The following is a 15,734-nucleotide window of genomic DNA, read 5'->3' as shown; positions in this document are numbered from 1 at the left end:
CCACATGGCGAACGTGCTCATCGTGGCGGAGCAGCACGCGGGACACCTCCGGAAGGCGTCCCTCCACGCGCTCTCGGCCGGGCGCGAGCTGGCGAGGCGGACCGGGGGCAGGCTCGCCGCCGCGCTCCTCGGGAGCGGCATCGACGCGGCCGCGGCGGAGCTCGCCGCGCACGGCGTCGAGGTGCACGTCGCGGACGCGGCCGTGCTCGAGCACCCCCTCGCGGAGGCGTGGGCGCCGGTCGTGGCCGACCTCGCGCGGGCGACCGGGTCGACCCTCGTCGGCGCCGCCGCCACCGCCGTCGCGAAGGACGTGCTGCCGCGCGTCGCGGCGAGGCTCGAGGCCGGCATGGCGACGGAGGTCGTCGGGTTCGGCGGAGAGGGGAGCGACCTCACGTTCCGGCGGCCGATGTGGGCGGGGAACGTGCTCGCCGAGGTGGAGATCACGACGCCCGTGAAGGTGTTCACGGTGCGCCCCACGGAGTTCGCGGCGGCGCCGAGGGAAGGGCAGGGCGAGCTCCGGCGGGCGCCGGTCGCGGTCGACGCCGCGAGCCTCCGGACCCGGCACCTCGGCTTCGTGGAGGTGAAGAGCGCGCGGCCCGAGCTGACGGAGGCGCGCACGATCGTCGCGGGCGGCCGCGGCACGAAGGGCGACTTCAGGCCGGTCGAGGCGCTCGCGGACGCGCTCGGCGCCGCGGTCGGCGCGACCCGCGCCGCGGTCGACGCCGGGTGGGTGCCCAACGACTGGCAGGTCGGGCAGACCGGGAAGGTGGTCGCGCCGGAGCTCTACGTGGCGGCCGGCATCTCCGGCGCGATCCAGCACCTCGCGGGCATGAAGGGGTCGCGGGTGATCGTGGCGGTGAACAAGGACCCCGACGCGCCCATCTTCCAGATCGCGGACTACGGCCTCGTCGCCGACCTCTTCCCCGCGCTGCCGGAGCTGCAGGCGAAGCTGAGGTGATCGCTACGCGCCCGTCAGGCTCATCTCGATGAGGCAGAGGTCGGGGCTCTCGGGGTCCCGGCGGATCGAGAACCCCACCCGCGCCATCAGCTCGAGCGCGGTGGTGTTCTCGTGCAGCACCTCGCCCTCGAGGCGGAGGATCCCCCGCGCGCGCGCCGCCGCGATGAGCATCCGGAGCAGCCGCGCGCCGATCCCCTTCCCCTGCCACGCGTCGGCGACCACGATCGCGACGTGGGCGGTCTCGGGGTCCGCCTTGATGAAGCGCGCCACCGCGATCTGCGTCTCCTTCCCCTCGCGCTCGACCAGGGCGACGAGCGCGAGCTCGCGGTCGTAGTCGATCTGCGTGAACCGGATGAGCATCTCCCGGGTGAGCTCCTTCAGCGCGATCATGAAGCGGAAGTGGCGCGCGTTGTCGGAGAGGTTGCGCACGAAGCTCGCCTCCATCTCCGCGTCCTCCGGCCGGATGGGCCGCACCGAGACCGTGACGCCTCCGGGGAGCTGCCAGCGCGCGCCGACGTCCGTCGGGTACGGGTGGATCGCCATGTGCCCGTACCGCCCCGCCTCCGGGAGGGCGGGCGCGATGGAGGTCCGCGCGCCGGACGCGTAGACGTCGTCGTCCGCCACGACGAGGGGCGAGATCTCGAGCTCACGCAGCTCGGGCAGCTCGCTCACGATCGCGGACACCGCCCAGAGCGTGCGCTCGAACGCGGCGACCTCCCGCGCGGTCATCCCGCCGGCGGCGGTGAACACGGAGGCGATGCGGCTCGTCCGCACGAGGGTCTGGATGATGGCCGTGTCGAGGGGCGGGAGCGCGACGACCGCCTCGCCGGCGAGCCCGGAGGGTCCCCCCCGGCCGAAGCGGATCACCGGCCCGAAGACCGCGTCGCGGGCGACGCCGACGTACAGCTCGGTCCCGCTCACCCGCTGCCCGGCGGAGTCGCGATCGCGGATGCCGATGGCCGCGAGGAGCCGGCGCAGCTCCGCGCCGGTGAGCCGGTCGCGCCCGCGCGCGAGCGCCGCCTGCACGATCTCCCGGGCGCGGTCGAGGTGCGGGATCGCGTCGGGGGCGAGCGGGCCGGGCACCTGCCGGAGCAGGCGCTGGTTGCGCGCGTGGCTCGCGAGGAGCGCGAACCCGTCCACCGCCGCCTCCGGCGAGGAGAAGTCCGGGACGCCCGCCTCGAGGAAGCGCGCGTGGGCGCTCCGCACGAGCTCCTCGCCCATCCAGCAGGCCACGATCGGCTTCGAGCGGCCCTGGCTCGCCGCGACGACCGCGTCGGCCGCGCCCGCCGGCTGCGCGCGCGCGAGCGGGGCGAGCATGGCGAGCACCGCGTCGACGTCGGGATCGGCGAGGCAGCGCTCCACCGCGATCCGGTAGCGCGCGGGATCGGCGTCGTCGAGGAGGTCGAGCGGGTTCGAGCGGGAGCACGCCGCCGGCAGGAGCGCGTCGAGCTCCCGCCAGGTCGCGTCGGCGAGCGGCGGGACGACCACGCCGAGCTCGGCGGCGCGATCGGCGGCGAGCAGGCCGGGCCCGCGGGCGTTCGTGACGACGGCGAGCCGGTTGCCGCTCACGGGGCGCGGGGTCCCGAGGAGCCGCGCGGCGGCGAACATCTGGTCCATCGAGCCGACCCGCACGGCGCCGGCGCGCGCGAGCGCGGCGTCGAAGGCGTCGTCCGACGACGCGCTGCCCGCCCCCGCGCCGTGGCGACCCGCCTTCACCACCACGACGGGCTTGAGGCGCGCGGCGAGGCGCAGGCCGCTCAGGAACGCGCGCGCGGAGCGGATCGTCTCGAGGTAGAGGAGGATGCTCTTCGTGGCGCGGTCGAGCGCGAGGTACTCGAGCACCTCGCCGAAGTCGACGTCGAGCGCGTCCCCGAGCGACACCACCGCCGAGAACCCGACCCGGTGCGCCGCCGCCCAGTCGAGCGCGGTGGCGCAGATCGCGCCGGACTGCGAGACGAGCCCGATGGACCCGGGAGACGCGCCCCCGTTCGTGAGGGTCGCGTTGAGCCGCGCGGCCGGCCGGATGAGGCCGACGCTGTTCGGCCCGAGGAGCCGCAGACCGCCTCGCGCGGCCTCCGCGAGGAGCGCGCGGACCGCGCCCGCGTCGAGCGCCGCGCGGCCGGTCGCGCCCGACGCCGGGGGAGCGATCACGGCCCCGCCGACGCGGCGCGCCGCGCACGCGCGCACCACCTCGGGAAGCGATGCGGCGGGCGAGGCCACGATGGCGAGGTCGATCTCGCCCTCCACCTCGGCGAGCGAGGCGCAGCGCCGCACGCCGGCCGGGCACTCCGCCGGCTCGCCGATGACGTGGACCGGCCCCGCGAACCCGCCCGCGACCACGTTCCGGAGGATGCGATGGCCGGCCGACTCCTGGCCGTCGGCCCCGAACACCGCGATGGCGCGGGGAGCGAAGACACGTTCGAACGGGTGGGGGCGCACGCTCCCGCGATGCTACCTCCGACGGCGCCGCCGCGGCGGGCCAGATCTCGGGGGCGTGGCCAACACCCCTTCGAAGGCGGGCTCGCGCCCTCGACGCAGCCTGTCTCCCCGAGGTGCAAAGCGAAGCTGCGCTCCGTGCCTCGCCGGGCGAGGTGGCGGCGGGGGCCGCTCCGCGGCACACCGCCGCGGCGACTGCGCGCCCGTGGTGGCGTCGGCGCTACCGCCGCGGGGGTGGCGGACCGAAGTTGAGGACACCGCACGCGCAGTCGCCGCCCCGGCCCCGGGCGCCAGCTGCCGAGCGGGACCCGCACCCGGGAGTACCGCGCATGGCCGCCAAGCCGAGGAAGCCGTCCCCGCCGCCGAAGAAGTCCACCGCCAAGGCGTCCGCCCGCTCCACGGTGAGCGGGTCACGGCGAGGAACCTCCGCTGCCAGAGCGGACGACGCGCTCGCCGCGAAGCTGGCCGCGACCGACGCGCTCGCCGCCGCCATGCCGTTCAACGCCAACAAGAAGGCCGAGCACGGCGCCCTCGCGCGCAATCCGCCGGAGGGCGCGCACGTGCCGCCGGGGGACGTGGCCGCGACCGGCAGCACGCTCAGCGAGGCGGTCTCGTCCGCCAAGGTGGGGCGGGGCAAGCCGCAGGAGAGACTCGGCGTCAATCCAGGCAACCTGCCGCTCGACCGCGTCCGGGTGGACTCCACCGACCGGGGACTCACCACCAACCAGGGCGTTCCGATCGCCGACGACCAGAGCTCGCTCAAGGCGGGGCTGCGCGGCCCCACGCTCATGGAGGACTTCATCCTCCGCGAGAAGATCACGCACTTCGACCACGAGCGGATCCCCGAGCGCATCGTGCACGCGCGAGGCTCGGCCGCGCACGGGTTCTTCGAGTGCACCGAGGCCCTCACCGAGGTCACCCGGGCGTCGTTCCTGGCGGAGGAGGGCAAGCGCACCCCGGTCTTCGTGCGCTTCTCGACGGTCGCGGGGGAGCGCGGCTCGGCGGACCTCGCCCGCGACGTGCGCGGGTTCGCCGTGAAGTTCTACACGGACGAGGGGAACTTCGATCTGGTCGGCAACAACATGCCGGTGTTCTTCATCCAGGACGCGATCAAGTTCCCGGACTTCGTCCACGCGGTGAAGCCCGAGCCTCACCACGGCATGCCGCAGGCGGCGAGCGCGCACGACACGTTCTGGGACTTCGTGTCGCTCATGCCCGAGTCGACGCACATGCTCCTCTGGGTCATGAGCGACCGCGCGCTGCCGCGGAGCTACTCCATGATGCAGGGCTTCGGCGTGCACACGTTCCGGTTCGTCAACGCCGCGGGCGAGTCACGGTTCGTGAAGTTCCACTGGAGCCCGGTGCGCGGGACCCACTCCCTCGACTGGGACGAGTGCGTGAAGATCAACGGGGCCGATCCCGACTACCACCGCCGGGACCTGTGGGAGTCCATCGAGGCGGGGCAGTTCCCCGAGTGGCAGCTGGGCGTCCAGCTCTTCACAGAGGAGGAGGCCGCCCGGTTCTCGTTCGACGTCCTCGACCCGACCAAGATCGTCCCGGAGGAGCTCGTGCCCGTGCGCCCGGTGGGGCGGCTCGTGCTGAACCGGAACCCGGACAACTTCTTCGCCGAGACGGAGCAGGTCGCCTTCTGCGCGGCGCACGTCGTGCCCGGGATCGACTTCTCGAACGATCCCCTCCTCGCCGGCCGCATCCACTCGTACGTCGACACGCAGATCTCGCGCCTGGGCGGGCCGAACTTCCACGAGATCCCCATCAACGCCCCGGTGGCGCAGGTGCACAACGGTCAGCGCGATGGGATGCACCGGCAGGCGATCCACCGGGGGCGCGTGGCGTACGAGCCCAACTCGCTCGCCGGCGGCTGCCCGTTCCAGGTCGGCGCCGCGGCGGGCTTCACCTCGTTCCCCGATCCGACCCCGGAGGACAAGGTGCGCGGCAAGCCCGAGAAGTTCGCCGACCACTACACGCAGGCCACGCTGTTCTGGGAGAGCCAGTCCGAGATGGAGCAGGCGCACATCGTGCGGGCCTTCCGGTTCGAGCTCACGAAGGTGCAGACGCCGGCGGTGCGGGAGCGCGTGGTCGCGCAGCTCGCGAACGTGAGCGACGCGCTCGCCCGGGCGGTGGCGGACGGCCTCGGGATCGAGGTGCCGGACCCGCTGCCGCCGTCGGGGAGGGCCGCCAAGCCCGAGGTGACGAGGTCGCCGGCGCTCTCCCTCCTCGCGCGCCCCGGCCGTGGCGACGTCGCAGGCCGGAAGGTCGCCATCCTGGTCGCGCCCGGGGTAGACGGCGAGGGCGCGCTCTCCGTGCACCGCGCGCTCACGCGGGCGGGCGCGGTGCCGCGGGTGGTGGCGGCCCGGCTCGGGCCGGTGGAGAGCGCCACGGGCGACGCGCTCGATCCCGACGCGACGCTCGAGACCATGCCCTCCTGCCTGTTCGACGCGGTGGTGGTGCCGGACGGCGAGGCCTCCGCGGCCGCGCTGGCGGCGCTGGGGCAGGCGGTCGAGTTCGTGAAGGATCAGTACCGCCACTGCAAGACCCTCCTCGTGCTCGGCGCCGGTCAGAAGCTCCTCGAGAAGGCGGGCCTGCCGCTCGACGCGGGCGATCCGGCGCTGATCGTCGTGCCGGCCGGCAAGGTCGAGGCGGGGACGAAGGCCTTCCTGCAGGCGGTCGCGAGGCACCGCAACTGGGATCGTGCCCAGGACCCGCCTCCCGTGTAGCCGCGCTCGAGCGCCCGGGTGAGCGGCGAGCGGCCCCGCGAGGCGGGGGCCGCTCCGCAAGGTCGCGGTGGCGTGGCGCGACGGCGCGGGACGCTCAGAACACGAGGACCTTGCCCGCCGCCACGGTGAGCTGGGTCAGCTCGTCGAGGGAGCTGCGCTTCGCCCCCTCGACCACCTCGGGCTCCTTCAAGCCGCGGGCGTCCATGCAGCTCCCGCACAGCAGCACGCGTCCGCGCCGCAGCACCGGCTTCAGCATCCGCTCCAGGTTGTAGTAGCCGTTCGGCGTCGTCTGCCCGGCCTTGGCGCAGGCGACCGCGTCGCCCATGAGGAAGACGTCCACCTCGACGTCTTCATGCTTCGTCAGGAGGTTTCCGGCGAGCCGCAAGCCGTTGTAGCTGCGCTCGGTGCCGTAGGGCGGGTCGTTCAGGATGATCAGGAATCTCATGGCTCTTCGATCCGGGAGGGTGGAGGCGACGGTCACGCGCGCTCGACGCGGGTCTCCAGCGGGACCGCGTGCGCGACGGTGAAGGCGAACGGGCAGCCCTCACGCGCGGCCTGCGCCCAGCGGGCGAGCCGCGCGTCGTCGACGTCGGCGGCCACCGAGACGCGCACGGACACGCGCTCGACCAGCGGAGCCTCGCCGAGGCCCAGGACCCGGGACGTGTCCACGGCGTTCTCCGCGACCGTCTTGACGTCCCGGAGCTCCACGCCCTCCAGGGAGGCGATCATCACGAGCGTGGCCGTGTAGCAGGCGGCGAGCCCGAAGAGCATGTACTGCAGGGGATCCGGGGCGAGGCCGGCGCCGCCGAACGGTACCGCCATGTCCGCCTGGAGGAACGAGGCGCGATCACCGTGCGCGACGGTCGCGGAGAACTGGGGGGAGCCGTCGCGGGAGCTCCACGTCCCCTCGACCCGCTTCGTCAGCTTCGCCGCGCCCCGATCGACCTTCGCGCGCTCCGCGAGCGCGCCCACGGCGGCGAGGTTCACGTTGTTCCGCTTCATGCATTCTCCTCGATGACGCCGCGCCGCAGGGAGGGCGCGGTGCGACGCTTCCGGGCGTCTATTCAAGAACTAACTTGAATAATGAAGCAAACCCGCTCTCCGCTGTCAACGGGCGCCTCCGCGATCGCCGGCGACCCGGGCTCGCCCGAGGCGGGGGCTGCGCGCCCGAACGGCCATGGGGACCCCCGCGGCGAGCCGATCACGCTCCTCGACGCGCCGGGGATGCGCGCTCGCATGCAGCCGCCGAGCCGTCCGTCGAGCGTTCGCTCCCCGAAATGCGGTGCGGCGCGATGCCTCCTCGCAGTTCGGGCCGGCGCAGCGCCATCGTCTCCACATGGTGGCGCGAACGAAAGCTGGTCTCTCGGCGCATCTGCAGTTTCGCCGCGCGACGCTCGCCGGCGCGGCCGAATGGATGTTCGCCGCCCTGCTGGTCCACGTGGACGGTTGCCCGCTCTGCAAGTGCCAGACGTGCAACGACGCGACCCACGAGTCGGTGAGGGCGGTCCGCGAGGCGCTGCGGCGGGACCGACTCGAGCAAGAGGGGTGAGCGGCGACCGCCGTTCGCGTCCGCTCGGGAGCTCGACCCGGTCTTCCGTCGTCACGGAAGGGACCGCCGAGGTCGCTCCTTCGCGCGGCCGCCCCGTCGGTGACAGAATGCGCCCCCGATCCGGCTGAAAACCTCGCCGGATCGGTCCTGCCAACCCCGAGGCCGCCCGTGATCCTGCGCACTGCCCTGGTCCTTTCCGTCGCCGCGCTCGCCGCCTGCGCGGGCAAGAAGCCCTCCGCCTCAGGCTCCCCGCCGCAAGCGCAGACGCCGGCCGCGGGGCCGCACGGCGTCGAGCTGGCCGCGATGAACCCTTCGGTGAAGCCAGGCGACGACTTCTACGAGTACGCGAACGGTGGGTTCATGCGCACCGCCGAGATCCCTCCCGATCGCGCGAGCACCGGCGCGTTCCTGCGCGTCTTCGAGACGGTCGAGGCGCGCAACCGCGGGATCGTCGAGGAGGCGGCGCGCGGCGACGCGCCCGCCGGCACGGACGCGCGCAAGATCGGTGATCTCTACGCGAGCTTCATGGACGAGGCCGGCCTCGAGGCGAAGGGCCTCGAGCCGCTCCGCCCCACGCTCGCCCGCATCGCGGCGCTCTCCGACGCGCGCGCGCTCGCCGCCGAGCTCGGCGCGACCGTGCGCGCCGACGTCGACATCTTCAACTGCACGAACCTCACGACCTCGCGCCCGCTGGGCGTCTTCGTCGAGCAGGACCTCGACGAGCCGGCGCGGAACGCCGTCTACCTGGTACAGGGGGGCCTGGGGCTCCCGGACCGCGACTACTACCTCGACGCGTCCCCGCGGTTCGCGGCGCTCCGGGCCCAGTACCGCGCGCACCTCGAGAAGACCTTCGCGCTCGCCGGCCTGTCCGAGCCGGGGAACCGCGCGGAGCGCGTGCTGGCCTTCGAGACCCGGCTCGCGAAGACGCACGGCTCGCGCGAGGAGGCGGGCGACGTGCAGAAGGGCAACCACCCGTGGACGCGGGCCGACCTCGAGCAGCGGGCCCCCGGGATGGACTGGGGCGCGTTCCTCCGCGCGGCCGCGCTCGACGGGCAGCAGCGGTTCATCGCCTGGCAGCCCACCGCGCTCACCGGGCTCGCCGCGCTCGTGAAGAGCGAGCCGCTCTCGACCTGGAAGGACTACCTCACCGTCCGCGCCCTCGATCGCGCCGCGCCGCTCCTCTCCAGGGCCCTGTCGGACGAGGCGTTCGCGTTCTACGGCACGGCGCTCAACGGGACGCCGCAGCAACGCGCGCGCTGGAAGCGCGGGCTCGGGGTCGTGGACGCAGCCCTCGGCGAGGCGGTCGGGCGCATCTACGTGCAGCGCTACTTCCCCCCCGAGGCGAAGGCGGAGATCCAGGGGATGGTGCGGAACCTCCGCGAGGCGTTCGCCCGCCGGATCGACGCGCTCGACTGGATGGCGCCCGCCACGAAGGCGCGCGCGAAGGAGAAGCTGGCGGTGCTCGAGGTCGGGGTGGGGTACCCGGACCGCTGGATCGACTACGGCGGCCTGGAGATCGTGAAGGGCGACCTCCTCGGCGACGTGGAGCGCGCGGAGCTGTTCGAGTACCGCCGCCAGCTCGCGAAGCTCGGCAAGGCGCCCGACCGCGGCGAGTGGTGCATGCTCCCGCACACCGTCAACGCGGTGAACCTCCCGGTGCGGAACGCGCTGAACTTCCCGGCGGGCTTCATGGAGCCGCCCTTCTACGACCGCGGCGCGACGGCCGCCGTGAAGTACGCCTCCATCGGCGCGACCATCGGCCACGAGATCAGCCACAGCTTCGACGACCAGGGCGCGCTCTTCGACGCGCGCGGCAAGCTCGAGAACTGGTGGACCCAGGCCGACCTCGCCCGCTTCCAGGCGGCGGCGCAGAAGCTCGTCACCCAGTACGACGCCTACCGGCCGTTCCCCGACGCCGCCGTCAACGGGAAGCTCACGCTCAGCGAGAACATCGCCGACCTGGCCGGCCTCGCCGCCGCGTACGACGCCTGGCGCGCCTCCCTCGGCGGCGTGGCGACGCCGCGGGTGGGTGGGCTCGACGGCGAGCAGCAGTTCTTCGTCGGTTACGCGCAGACCTGGCAGACGAAGGCGCGCGAGCCGGCGGTGCGCCGGCAGCTCCTCACCGACGGTCACGCGCCCGGCCGCTACCGCTCCCTCACCGTGCGCAACCTCGACCCGTGGTACGCCGCGTTCGACGTGGAGCCCGGGCAGGCGCTCTACCTCGACCGCGCGGCGCGCGTGCAGGTGTGGTAGGGGCCGCCCCTCGCCCGAGCGCCTGGACGGCGGCGGACACCCTCCGCTCCCTGCGAGGAGATCGGTTGCTCGGGGTCCGCCGCGAGGGGGTGACGCGAAGTGGCGTTGCCGCGGCCGCGAGGTTCCGGGACGATCGACGGCGAGGATGGCCGTGGCTTGACGCTCGAAGCCGATGCCGTGGGTGCGGACGCCCTGCCGGGCCGGGTCATCGACCTGTCGCAGGTGCGCCACCCGCATGAGCGCCGCATCCTCCTCCTCTCCGCGGCCGCGAACCTCGCCCTCGTCGCCGGCGCGGTAGCCGCCATCCTCCTCGCGCCGGAGTGGCTCTCCGCGCACCCGCAGGCCGCCCGGCTCGTCCGGCGGGTGCAAGCGGCCGCCGTCCTGGCGCTGCTGCTCGTGCCGGCGCTGGGCTTCCTGCGGCTCGGGCGGTGGATGATGATCCACCTGAACTCGGTCAGGCTCGGGAGCGATCAGCTCCCCGAGCTCCACGCGATCCTGGAGCGGCAGTGCCGGATGCTGGGCATCTCCGCGCCGGCGCTCTACGTCTCGGCGCTGCCGAGCGTGGGGCTCTCCGACGCGCTCGCGCTGCGGCGCGGGACCCGGGCCATCGTCCTCGGGGAGAAGCTCTTCGACGGGGTCCAGGACCTCGCGACGCGCCGGGAGGTCTTCGCGTTCATGATCGGCCACGAGCTGGGGCGGATCACGCTCGGGCACGCGAGCTGGTGGGCCGAGCTCCTCCTCGGATACCTGAAGCGCATCCCCGTGCTGCGCCTGCCGCTCGTCACGGTCCAGACCTACTCGCGCGATCGCGTGGCCGCGCTCCTCGCGCCGGGTTCGCTCGACGCGCTCGCGCTGTCCGCGTCGGGGGGTGAGATCTTCGGGCTCGTGAACGTCCGCGCCTACGTCCGCGACGCGCTCACACCGACCCCGCGGCCCGCGCCCGCTCGCCTCGGGGCGATCCTGAGGAAGGAGCCGCACCTCGCGGACCGGGTGCACGAGCTCCACCGGTACGGCTTCTTCCGGCCGGACGCGGAGCTCGTCGGCGCCGTTCCCGACCCCCGCGCCTGAGCCCGGGAGACGCGGCGGCCGGCGAGGCGCCCTCGCGCTCGCCGCGCCCGTCAGCGCGGGATCGCGTCGAGCGCGCGGAGGATCTCGTAGGTCGTCGGGTCGCCGACCTGCCCCTGCACGAAGACCCGGTCGAAGATCCACAGGTTCGAGGCGGCGACGATCGCGACGACCGCGGCGACCCGCCGGAGCGGCGCCCGCGTGCGCTCCGCCAGCGAGACGACGAACCACGCGGCCAGGAGCGAGGCGAGCACGTCCGTGGCCGCGACGAAGCGAACGCTCTTCGACACGAGCGCGAACGCCGCGAGCGCCAGGGCGGCGAACGCCGCGAGGTGGCGAGCGTCGCGCTCCGCGGGGCCGCGCGACGACACGATCACCGCGCAGGCGCCGACGGCGAGCAGCACGGGCACCGGCGAGAGCACGAGGAGGTCGAGGAGGTACCGGTGGGGCGGCCCGGACTGGTACTGCCGCGCGTACTCGGAGCCGAGCGACGCGACGGCGACGCGCGCCATCTCGAAGAACTGGGTCGCGGAGTGCGTGAGCAGGCAGTAGCCCGCGTAGTAGACGAGCGGTGGGACGAGCAGGAGCGCGGCGTCGAGCGGGCGGCCCCCGCCGCGCCGCTCGCGCGCGAACAGCCACAGCGCGACGAACGCGGGGGCGTAGAGGACGAAGGTCTCCTTCACGGCGAAGGCGAGGGAGGCGGCCGCGATGGCCGCCGCGTAGCGCCCCCACGCCCGCGCCTCGCGCGGAACGTCGAGCACGCGCAGGGCGGTCCAGAGGGACAAAAGGACCGTCGCGCACACGAGCTCGTCCTGCAGGGCGCGACGCCCGAGCCCGAGCTGCAGCGGCGACACGGCGACGAACGCGCCGCCGAGCAGGGCCGCGCGCTCGCCGAGGCGAGCCCGACCGACCGCGTAGGCGAGCAGGACGACGAGCACCCCCGACAGCGTGGAGAGCCAGGCCAGGCTGCGGTGGGAGCAGTCAGGCTGGGCCTTGCAGATCGTCGCCCCGATCCCGTACCAGCCCCAGCGGAGGAAGCTCGGGAACTTCCACGCCCCGGGCTGGGAGAGGTACTCCGACGCGAGCACGGGGTACCGCTCGAGCAAGGACGGGGCGAGCGCCCTCGCGGTCTCGAGGTAGTGCGTCTCGTCGGCGGGCGAGAACGTCGTGACGTCGTTCCACGCCACCCGCAGCGCCGCCGCCACCACGACGACGGCGAGCAGGGCGAAGCGATGCGCGCGCCGCCGTGTCGAAGGGGCGCCTGCGGGAGCGTCGGACGCGTCCTCCGCGACGCGGAGCATCGAGGCAGGTGCCGCCGCGGACCGCGAGCGGGCGCGCGCCTCCGCGCCGCGCGACGGCACGTGGACGACGTCCGACGGGGCCTCGCCCAGCACGCTGCGCCGATCTCTCACGTCCGCCATGTCGCACGGCTTTCGCCGGGTGTCCACGAAAGCCAGTCGGGCCCCGCTCGCGTTCGAAGGAGGGTGCCCGCTAGGGGCCGCAGGGTCTCAGGGCTCCTCCTCCACCGCCGCCCGCAGCCGCTCGAGCGCCTCGTCCCAGCGGCGCGAGATCTGCTCGAGCGCGCGGCGCGCCTCGTCGAGGCGGCGGGGCTCGATCTCCCAGCGCCGCTCGCGGCCCGGGCCCCCCTCACCGCGCCGCACGAGGCCCGCGCCGGCGAGGACCTCGAGGTGCTTCGCGATGGCCTGGCGCGAGATGGCGGCGCCCTCGGCGAGGCGCGCGGTGGAGAGCGGTCCGGCGGCGCAGAGCCGCGCCACCAGGGCGAGGCGGGTCTCGTCGCCGAGCGCCGCGAACATCGGCGCGGCGTGGGCGGCGGCAGCGCGGACGGCGCCTCGCCCCGCGCCGCTAGGCCCCGGAGACATGGCGCGCGATGTTCTTCATCTGCTCGGCCCAGCCGCCCTCGTTCATCCGGAACGCCTCGGCGCGGCGCGCGAGCGGGAGCTCGTCGAACCCCGACTCGACCACGGTGAGCCGGGTCCCCTCGGGCGCCTCCTCCAGCGTGAAGGTCACGAGCGTGGAGGGCTCCTTCGAGTAGTCCGCCCCCGCGTCGACGGGCGCCGGGTGCCAGCGCCAGGACAGGAGCCGCTCCGGCTCCATCCGCTCCACGGTCGCCTCGAAGACGAGGTGCTCGTAGCCGGGGTACGTGATCCGCCCGCGCGTCACCGACCCCGGCGCGAAGCCGGTCTCCAGCTTCACCCCGAACCAGCTGCCGAACTCCCGCGGGTCGACGAGCGCTCGCCAGACCCGCGCGCGGGGTGCCCGCAGGAGGACCTGCTTCTCGATGCGATCCGTGCTCGTCGTGGCCATGTGCAACCTCCAGGTTGCAGGTGTAGCCACGCGCGCCGCGGGATGCAACCTCTCGGTTGCGCCCGGCCGACGGGGACCGCGCGCGTCAGGCCGCCTCCTCGAGCAGGCGGCGCTGCCCGGTGAGCCGCTGGATCGGGGCCACGTCCTGGACCGTCTCGAGGCAGCCGAGGTAGCGGCCCGCCTCGTCGCGCACCGGCCAGTAGCGGATGTGGACCTTGCGCGGGCCCATGTCGATCCAGAACTCGGCCACCTCGCGCCGGCCGGCCTTGAAGTCGGCCAGGATCTTCTCCACGAGGTGCACGCTCTTCTGCGGATGGCAGTTGCGGACGTTCGTCCCGATGGCGCCGCGGCTGCGCGGGAAGATCTTCTCGCCCCGCTCGTGGCTGAAGTAGCGGACCCGGTCCTCCTCGTCGATGAACGACAGCTCGACCGGCAGCGTGTTGAGGATCGCGGCGAGGACGTCGCGGTCGAGGCCGTACGAGAGGTCCTCGAGCTCGACGGCGCGCACGATCTCGTCGGCCATGCGGTGATAGCGCCGGCGCGTGTCGGGGCCGAGCCCGGCCTCCACCGCCTCGATGGCCGCGACGATGCCGGCCTGCGTCTCCCCGTCCAGCATGCGCGCCGCGAGCGGGTAGAGGATGTCGTTCTCCTTCCAGAAGTGGTCCTTGCACAGCGCGGCGTAGGCTCCGAAGACCTCCCGCAGCTCGCCCAGCCGCGCCCGGTCGCCCGCCACGAACGCGGCGGCGGCGGCGTCGAGCCGCTCCACCAGCGACTTCGCCTGCCGGTGCTCGGCCAGCATCACGGCGAGCGGGCCTCCCTCGACCGGCATGCCGGCCCGCTCGAGGAGCGGGAACACGGTCCGCTCCTCCTTCTGGTTGTGGCAGCGATCGACGTAGCCGACGAGGTACTCGCGCAGGTTGGCGACGAGCCCCGGCGTCGGGCCCTCCGGCGCCGCGAGGGCCTTCTCGGCCGCCGAGAAGACGCGCTCGGTGGTCTCGTGGTCGGTCATCAGCAGCTCGCGCCAGGTCTGGCTCATGGGGGCTCCGGTGAGAGGGTGGGGTGGGCGAGTCGCCGGCGCCGGCCGGCGTGCCCTCGTGGCGCCGTACGAGAGCAAGGACCCGGCCAGCGTCGAGCGCCGCGGACCTCCTCCGCATTTTCCCCTCGGCAGCCGCCGCGACACCCAGCAGCCGTTGAGCGCGCAACGCCATCTCGGTGCGCGGCGCCAGGGTTGCGGCGCGGAACCTCCAGGCCGAGGGTCCGCCCGTAGAACTCCCTGGCCTTCTGAAGGTCGTCCACCGAGAACCCCGAGAATGCCTTCGTGCTCCTGAACATGCGCGTTCCTCCCCGGCTCCCATGTCGAACGACGGGGGCCGGATCGACGCGGTGACGCCCGCGTCTCCCTCGAGGACACGGCGGACCTCGCGTGCGCCCGTTCGGACGGCCGAACCGCCGGTGCGCCGTGGGGCTCGAACCCAAGCGACGACGTCGTCGTGTCCCACCGCAGCGGGGAGGTAGGCCCGAGCGCGGGGGACGGGGCCGGCGGCTTTCACAGGCAGGGAGACCGAATGGGACTGCTCTCGCGGATCTTCGGACCGAGCGCGTCGAAGGTGCAGCCGGTCCACCTCACGGACGGAAACTTCGCCGCGGAGGTCCTCCGGTCCGACGTGCCCGTGGTGGTCGACTTCTGGTCGCCCGGCTGCGGCCCTTGCCAGCGGCTCGAGCCCGTCATCATGGAGCTGGCGAGCGCATACGAGGGGCGCGTGAAGGTCGCCGAGCTGAACGCCGCGGAGGCGGGCCGGACGACCGCGCGTCACGGTGTGATGGGCACGCCCACCGTGATCTTCTTCAAGCGAGGTCGCGAGGTGGACCGCGTCGTCGGGTTCGTCGGCAGCCGGTACCTTCGCGAGGTCGTCGACCACGAGCTGCTCGCCCTTCCCGCGCCGTGAGGCGCGGCCGGGCGCCAGGCCGGGGTCTCTCCAGCCGTGCAACCGCGGAAGTGGAGACGCGGGGGTCCTCCGATCTTTTCCAGCGGCCCGACCGCCGCGCGGAGACGGGGCCCCGCTAAGAGGCGGCGGCGCGGGACGGTGCTCCTCTATCACCCCCTCGGAAAGGCGAAGGAGCTGCACGCCGCGGGGCTCGACCGCTGCGCGAGCGCGGACGCGACATGGACGTGAAGGTGGACAGCCATGCGGGGTATCGCGGCGAGGAGGCGCCGCGAAGGCTCGACCTCGGCGGTCGGCATGTCGAGGTGGTCGAGATCATCGACCGCTGGCTCGGCCCCGACCACCGCTACTTCAAGCTCCGGGGCGACGACGGAGCGGTCTACCTCCTGCGCCACGACGAGGCGGCGGACCGCTGGGAGCTGAGGATGTTCGAGCGCGCCGGCGCGTGAGCGCGACGCCTTCGGCGCAGG

General features: G+C 73.9%; 14 protein-coding genes. 7 read left to right on the top strand and 7 right to left on the bottom strand.

Going from position 1 to position 15,734, the window contains the following annotated elements:
* Window positions 1-4: 4 nt before the first annotated feature.
* A complete protein-coding gene (locus tag MLV88_RS02765) occupies window positions 5-958 on the top strand; it encodes an electron transfer flavoprotein subunit alpha/FixB family protein (protein ID WP_242332921.1) in 954 nt (317 codons plus the stop codon).
* Between the two features lie 3 nt (window positions 959-961).
* Here the strand turns inward: MLV88_RS02765 and MLV88_RS02760 are convergent, their stop codons facing one another.
* Window positions 962-3,397, bottom strand: coding sequence for a bifunctional acetate--CoA ligase family protein/GNAT family N-acetyltransferase (locus MLV88_RS02760; protein WP_242332920.1), 2,436 nt, complete (start codon window positions 3,395-3,397; stop codon window positions 962-964).
* A 326-nt stretch (window positions 3,398-3,723) separates the two neighbouring features.
* On the opposite strand from MLV88_RS02760, the gene MLV88_RS02755 reads away from it, so the two are divergent.
* Complete coding sequence (locus MLV88_RS02755; protein WP_242332919.1) at window positions 3,724-6,129, top strand: catalase; 2,406 nt, start codon at window positions 3,724-3,726, stop codon at window positions 6,127-6,129.
* Window positions 6,130-6,223: 94 nt separating this feature from the next.
* Here the strand turns inward: MLV88_RS02755 and MLV88_RS02750 are convergent, their stop codons facing one another.
* Together MLV88_RS02750 and MLV88_RS02745 are read right to left on the bottom strand one after the other, a co-directional pair.
* Window positions 6,224-6,574 (bottom strand): DsrE/DsrF/TusD sulfur relay family protein, encoded by a 351-nt coding sequence (locus tag MLV88_RS02750; RefSeq protein WP_242332918.1) that lies wholly within the window; start codon window positions 6,572-6,574, stop codon window positions 6,224-6,226.
* 32 nt (window positions 6,575-6,606) lie between these two features.
* Entirely contained in the window at window positions 6,607-7,131 is a 525-nt protein-coding gene (locus tag MLV88_RS02745; protein ID WP_242332916.1) for an OsmC family protein, read from the bottom strand.
* A gap of 412 nt (window positions 7,132-7,543) precedes the next feature.
* Here MLV88_RS02745 and MLV88_RS23875 point away from each other — a divergent pair, with 412 nt between their 5' ends.
* The 3 genes from MLV88_RS23875 (at window position 7,544) to MLV88_RS02735 (ending at window position 10,999) form a co-directional block, all read left to right on the top strand.
* Complete coding sequence (locus MLV88_RS23875; RefSeq protein WP_255821288.1) at window positions 7,544-7,678, top strand: hypothetical protein; 135 nt, start codon at window positions 7,544-7,546, stop codon at window positions 7,676-7,678.
* Window positions 7,679-7,846: 168 nt separating this feature from the next.
* Window positions 7,847-9,931 carry a M13 family metallopeptidase gene (locus MLV88_RS02740; RefSeq protein ID WP_242352239.1) on the top strand — a complete coding sequence of 695 codons (2,085 nt, stop codon included), beginning with the start codon at window positions 7,847-7,849 and terminating at the stop codon, window positions 9,929-9,931.
* A gap of 156 nt (window positions 9,932-10,087) precedes the next feature.
* Window positions 10,088-10,999 (top strand): M48 family metalloprotease, encoded by a 912-nt coding sequence (locus tag MLV88_RS02735; RefSeq protein ID WP_242352237.1) that lies wholly within the window; start codon window positions 10,088-10,090, stop codon window positions 10,997-10,999.
* Between the two features lie 50 nt (window positions 11,000-11,049).
* On the opposite strand, the gene MLV88_RS02730 is transcribed toward MLV88_RS02735, so the two are convergent.
* The 4 genes from MLV88_RS02730 to MLV88_RS02715 all read right to left on the bottom strand — a co-directional run bounded on the left by MLV88_RS02730 (window position 11,050) and on the right by MLV88_RS02715 (window position 14,357).
* Window positions 11,050-12,417, bottom strand: coding sequence for a glycosyltransferase family 39 protein (locus tag MLV88_RS02730; RefSeq protein WP_242352235.1), 1,368 nt, complete (start codon window positions 12,415-12,417; stop codon window positions 11,050-11,052).
* Between the two features lie 87 nt (window positions 12,418-12,504).
* Window positions 12,505-12,876 carry an ArsR/SmtB family transcription factor gene (locus MLV88_RS02725; protein ID WP_242352233.1) on the bottom strand — a complete coding sequence of 124 codons (372 nt, stop codon included), beginning with the start codon at window positions 12,874-12,876 and terminating at the stop codon, window positions 12,505-12,507.
* A complete protein-coding gene (locus MLV88_RS02720) occupies window positions 12,860-13,321 on the bottom strand; it encodes an SRPBCC family protein (RefSeq protein ID WP_242352231.1) in 462 nt (153 codons plus the stop codon). The genes MLV88_RS02725 and MLV88_RS02720 overlap by 17 nt, the downstream gene beginning before the upstream one ends.
* 85 nt (window positions 13,322-13,406) lie before the next feature.
* On the bottom strand, window positions 13,407-14,357 hold the full coding sequence (locus MLV88_RS02715) for a PAS domain-containing protein (RefSeq protein WP_242352229.1): 951 nt from the start codon (window positions 14,355-14,357) through the stop codon (window positions 13,407-13,409).
* A gap of 529 nt (window positions 14,358-14,886) precedes the next feature.
* Between MLV88_RS02715 and MLV88_RS02710 the strand changes: the two genes are divergently transcribed.
* Both MLV88_RS02710 and MLV88_RS02705 read left to right on the top strand, forming a co-directional pair.
* Complete coding sequence (locus tag MLV88_RS02710; protein ID WP_242332902.1) at window positions 14,887-15,267, top strand: thioredoxin family protein; 381 nt, start codon at window positions 14,887-14,889, stop codon at window positions 15,265-15,267.
* Window positions 15,268-15,485: 218 nt separating this feature from the next.
* A complete protein-coding gene (locus tag MLV88_RS02705) occupies window positions 15,486-15,713 on the top strand; it encodes a hypothetical protein (RefSeq protein ID WP_242332900.1) in 228 nt (75 codons plus the stop codon).
* Window positions 15,714-15,734 lie beyond the last annotated feature (21 nt).

This window comes from Anaeromyxobacter soli (assembly GCF_022808855.1).
In the GTDB taxonomy this organism is placed as follows: Bacteria; Myxococcota; Myxococcia; order Myxococcales; family Anaeromyxobacteraceae; genus Anaeromyxobacter; species Anaeromyxobacter soli.
The sequence above is the reverse complement of the archived record's forward strand: the minus strand, read 5'-3'. Positions and strand labels throughout refer to the sequence as shown.

Excerpts from the sequence above, each read along its gene's own strand:
- MLV88_RS02715 (WP_242352229.1), bottom strand. The coding sequence starts at position 14,357 with ATGAGCCAGACCTGGCGCGAGCTGCTGATGACCGACCACGAGACCACC.
- MLV88_RS02730 (WP_242352235.1), bottom strand. The coding sequence starts at position 12,417 with ATGGCGGACGTGAGAGATCGGCGCAGCGTGCTGGGCGAGGCCCCGTCG.
- MLV88_RS02745 (WP_242332916.1), bottom strand. The coding sequence starts at position 7,131 with ATGAAGCGGAACAACGTGAACCTCGCCGCCGTGGGCGCGCTCGCGGAG.
- MLV88_RS23875 (WP_255821288.1), top strand. The coding sequence starts at position 7,544 with ATGTTCGCCGCCCTGCTGGTCCACGTGGACGGTTGCCCGCTCTGCAAG.
- MLV88_RS02765 (WP_242332921.1), top strand. The coding sequence starts at position 5 with ATGGCGAACGTGCTCATCGTGGCGGAGCAGCACGCGGGACACCTCCGG.
- MLV88_RS02710 (WP_242332902.1), top strand. The coding sequence starts at position 14,887 with ATGGGACTGCTCTCGCGGATCTTCGGACCGAGCGCGTCGAAGGTGCAG.
- MLV88_RS02755 (WP_242332919.1), top strand. The coding sequence starts at position 3,724 with ATGGCCGCCAAGCCGAGGAAGCCGTCCCCGCCGCCGAAGAAGTCCACC.
- MLV88_RS02750 (WP_242332918.1), bottom strand. The coding sequence starts at position 6,574 with ATGAGATTCCTGATCATCCTGAACGACCCGCCCTACGGCACCGAGCGC.
- MLV88_RS02705 (WP_242332900.1), top strand. The coding sequence starts at position 15,486 with ATGGACGTGAAGGTGGACAGCCATGCGGGGTATCGCGGCGAGGAGGCG.
- MLV88_RS02725 (WP_242352233.1), bottom strand. The coding sequence starts at position 12,876 with ATGTCTCCGGGGCCTAGCGGCGCGGGGCGAGGCGCCGTCCGCGCTGCC.
- MLV88_RS02720 (WP_242352231.1), bottom strand. The coding sequence starts at position 13,321 with ATGGCCACGACGAGCACGGATCGCATCGAGAAGCAGGTCCTCCTGCGG.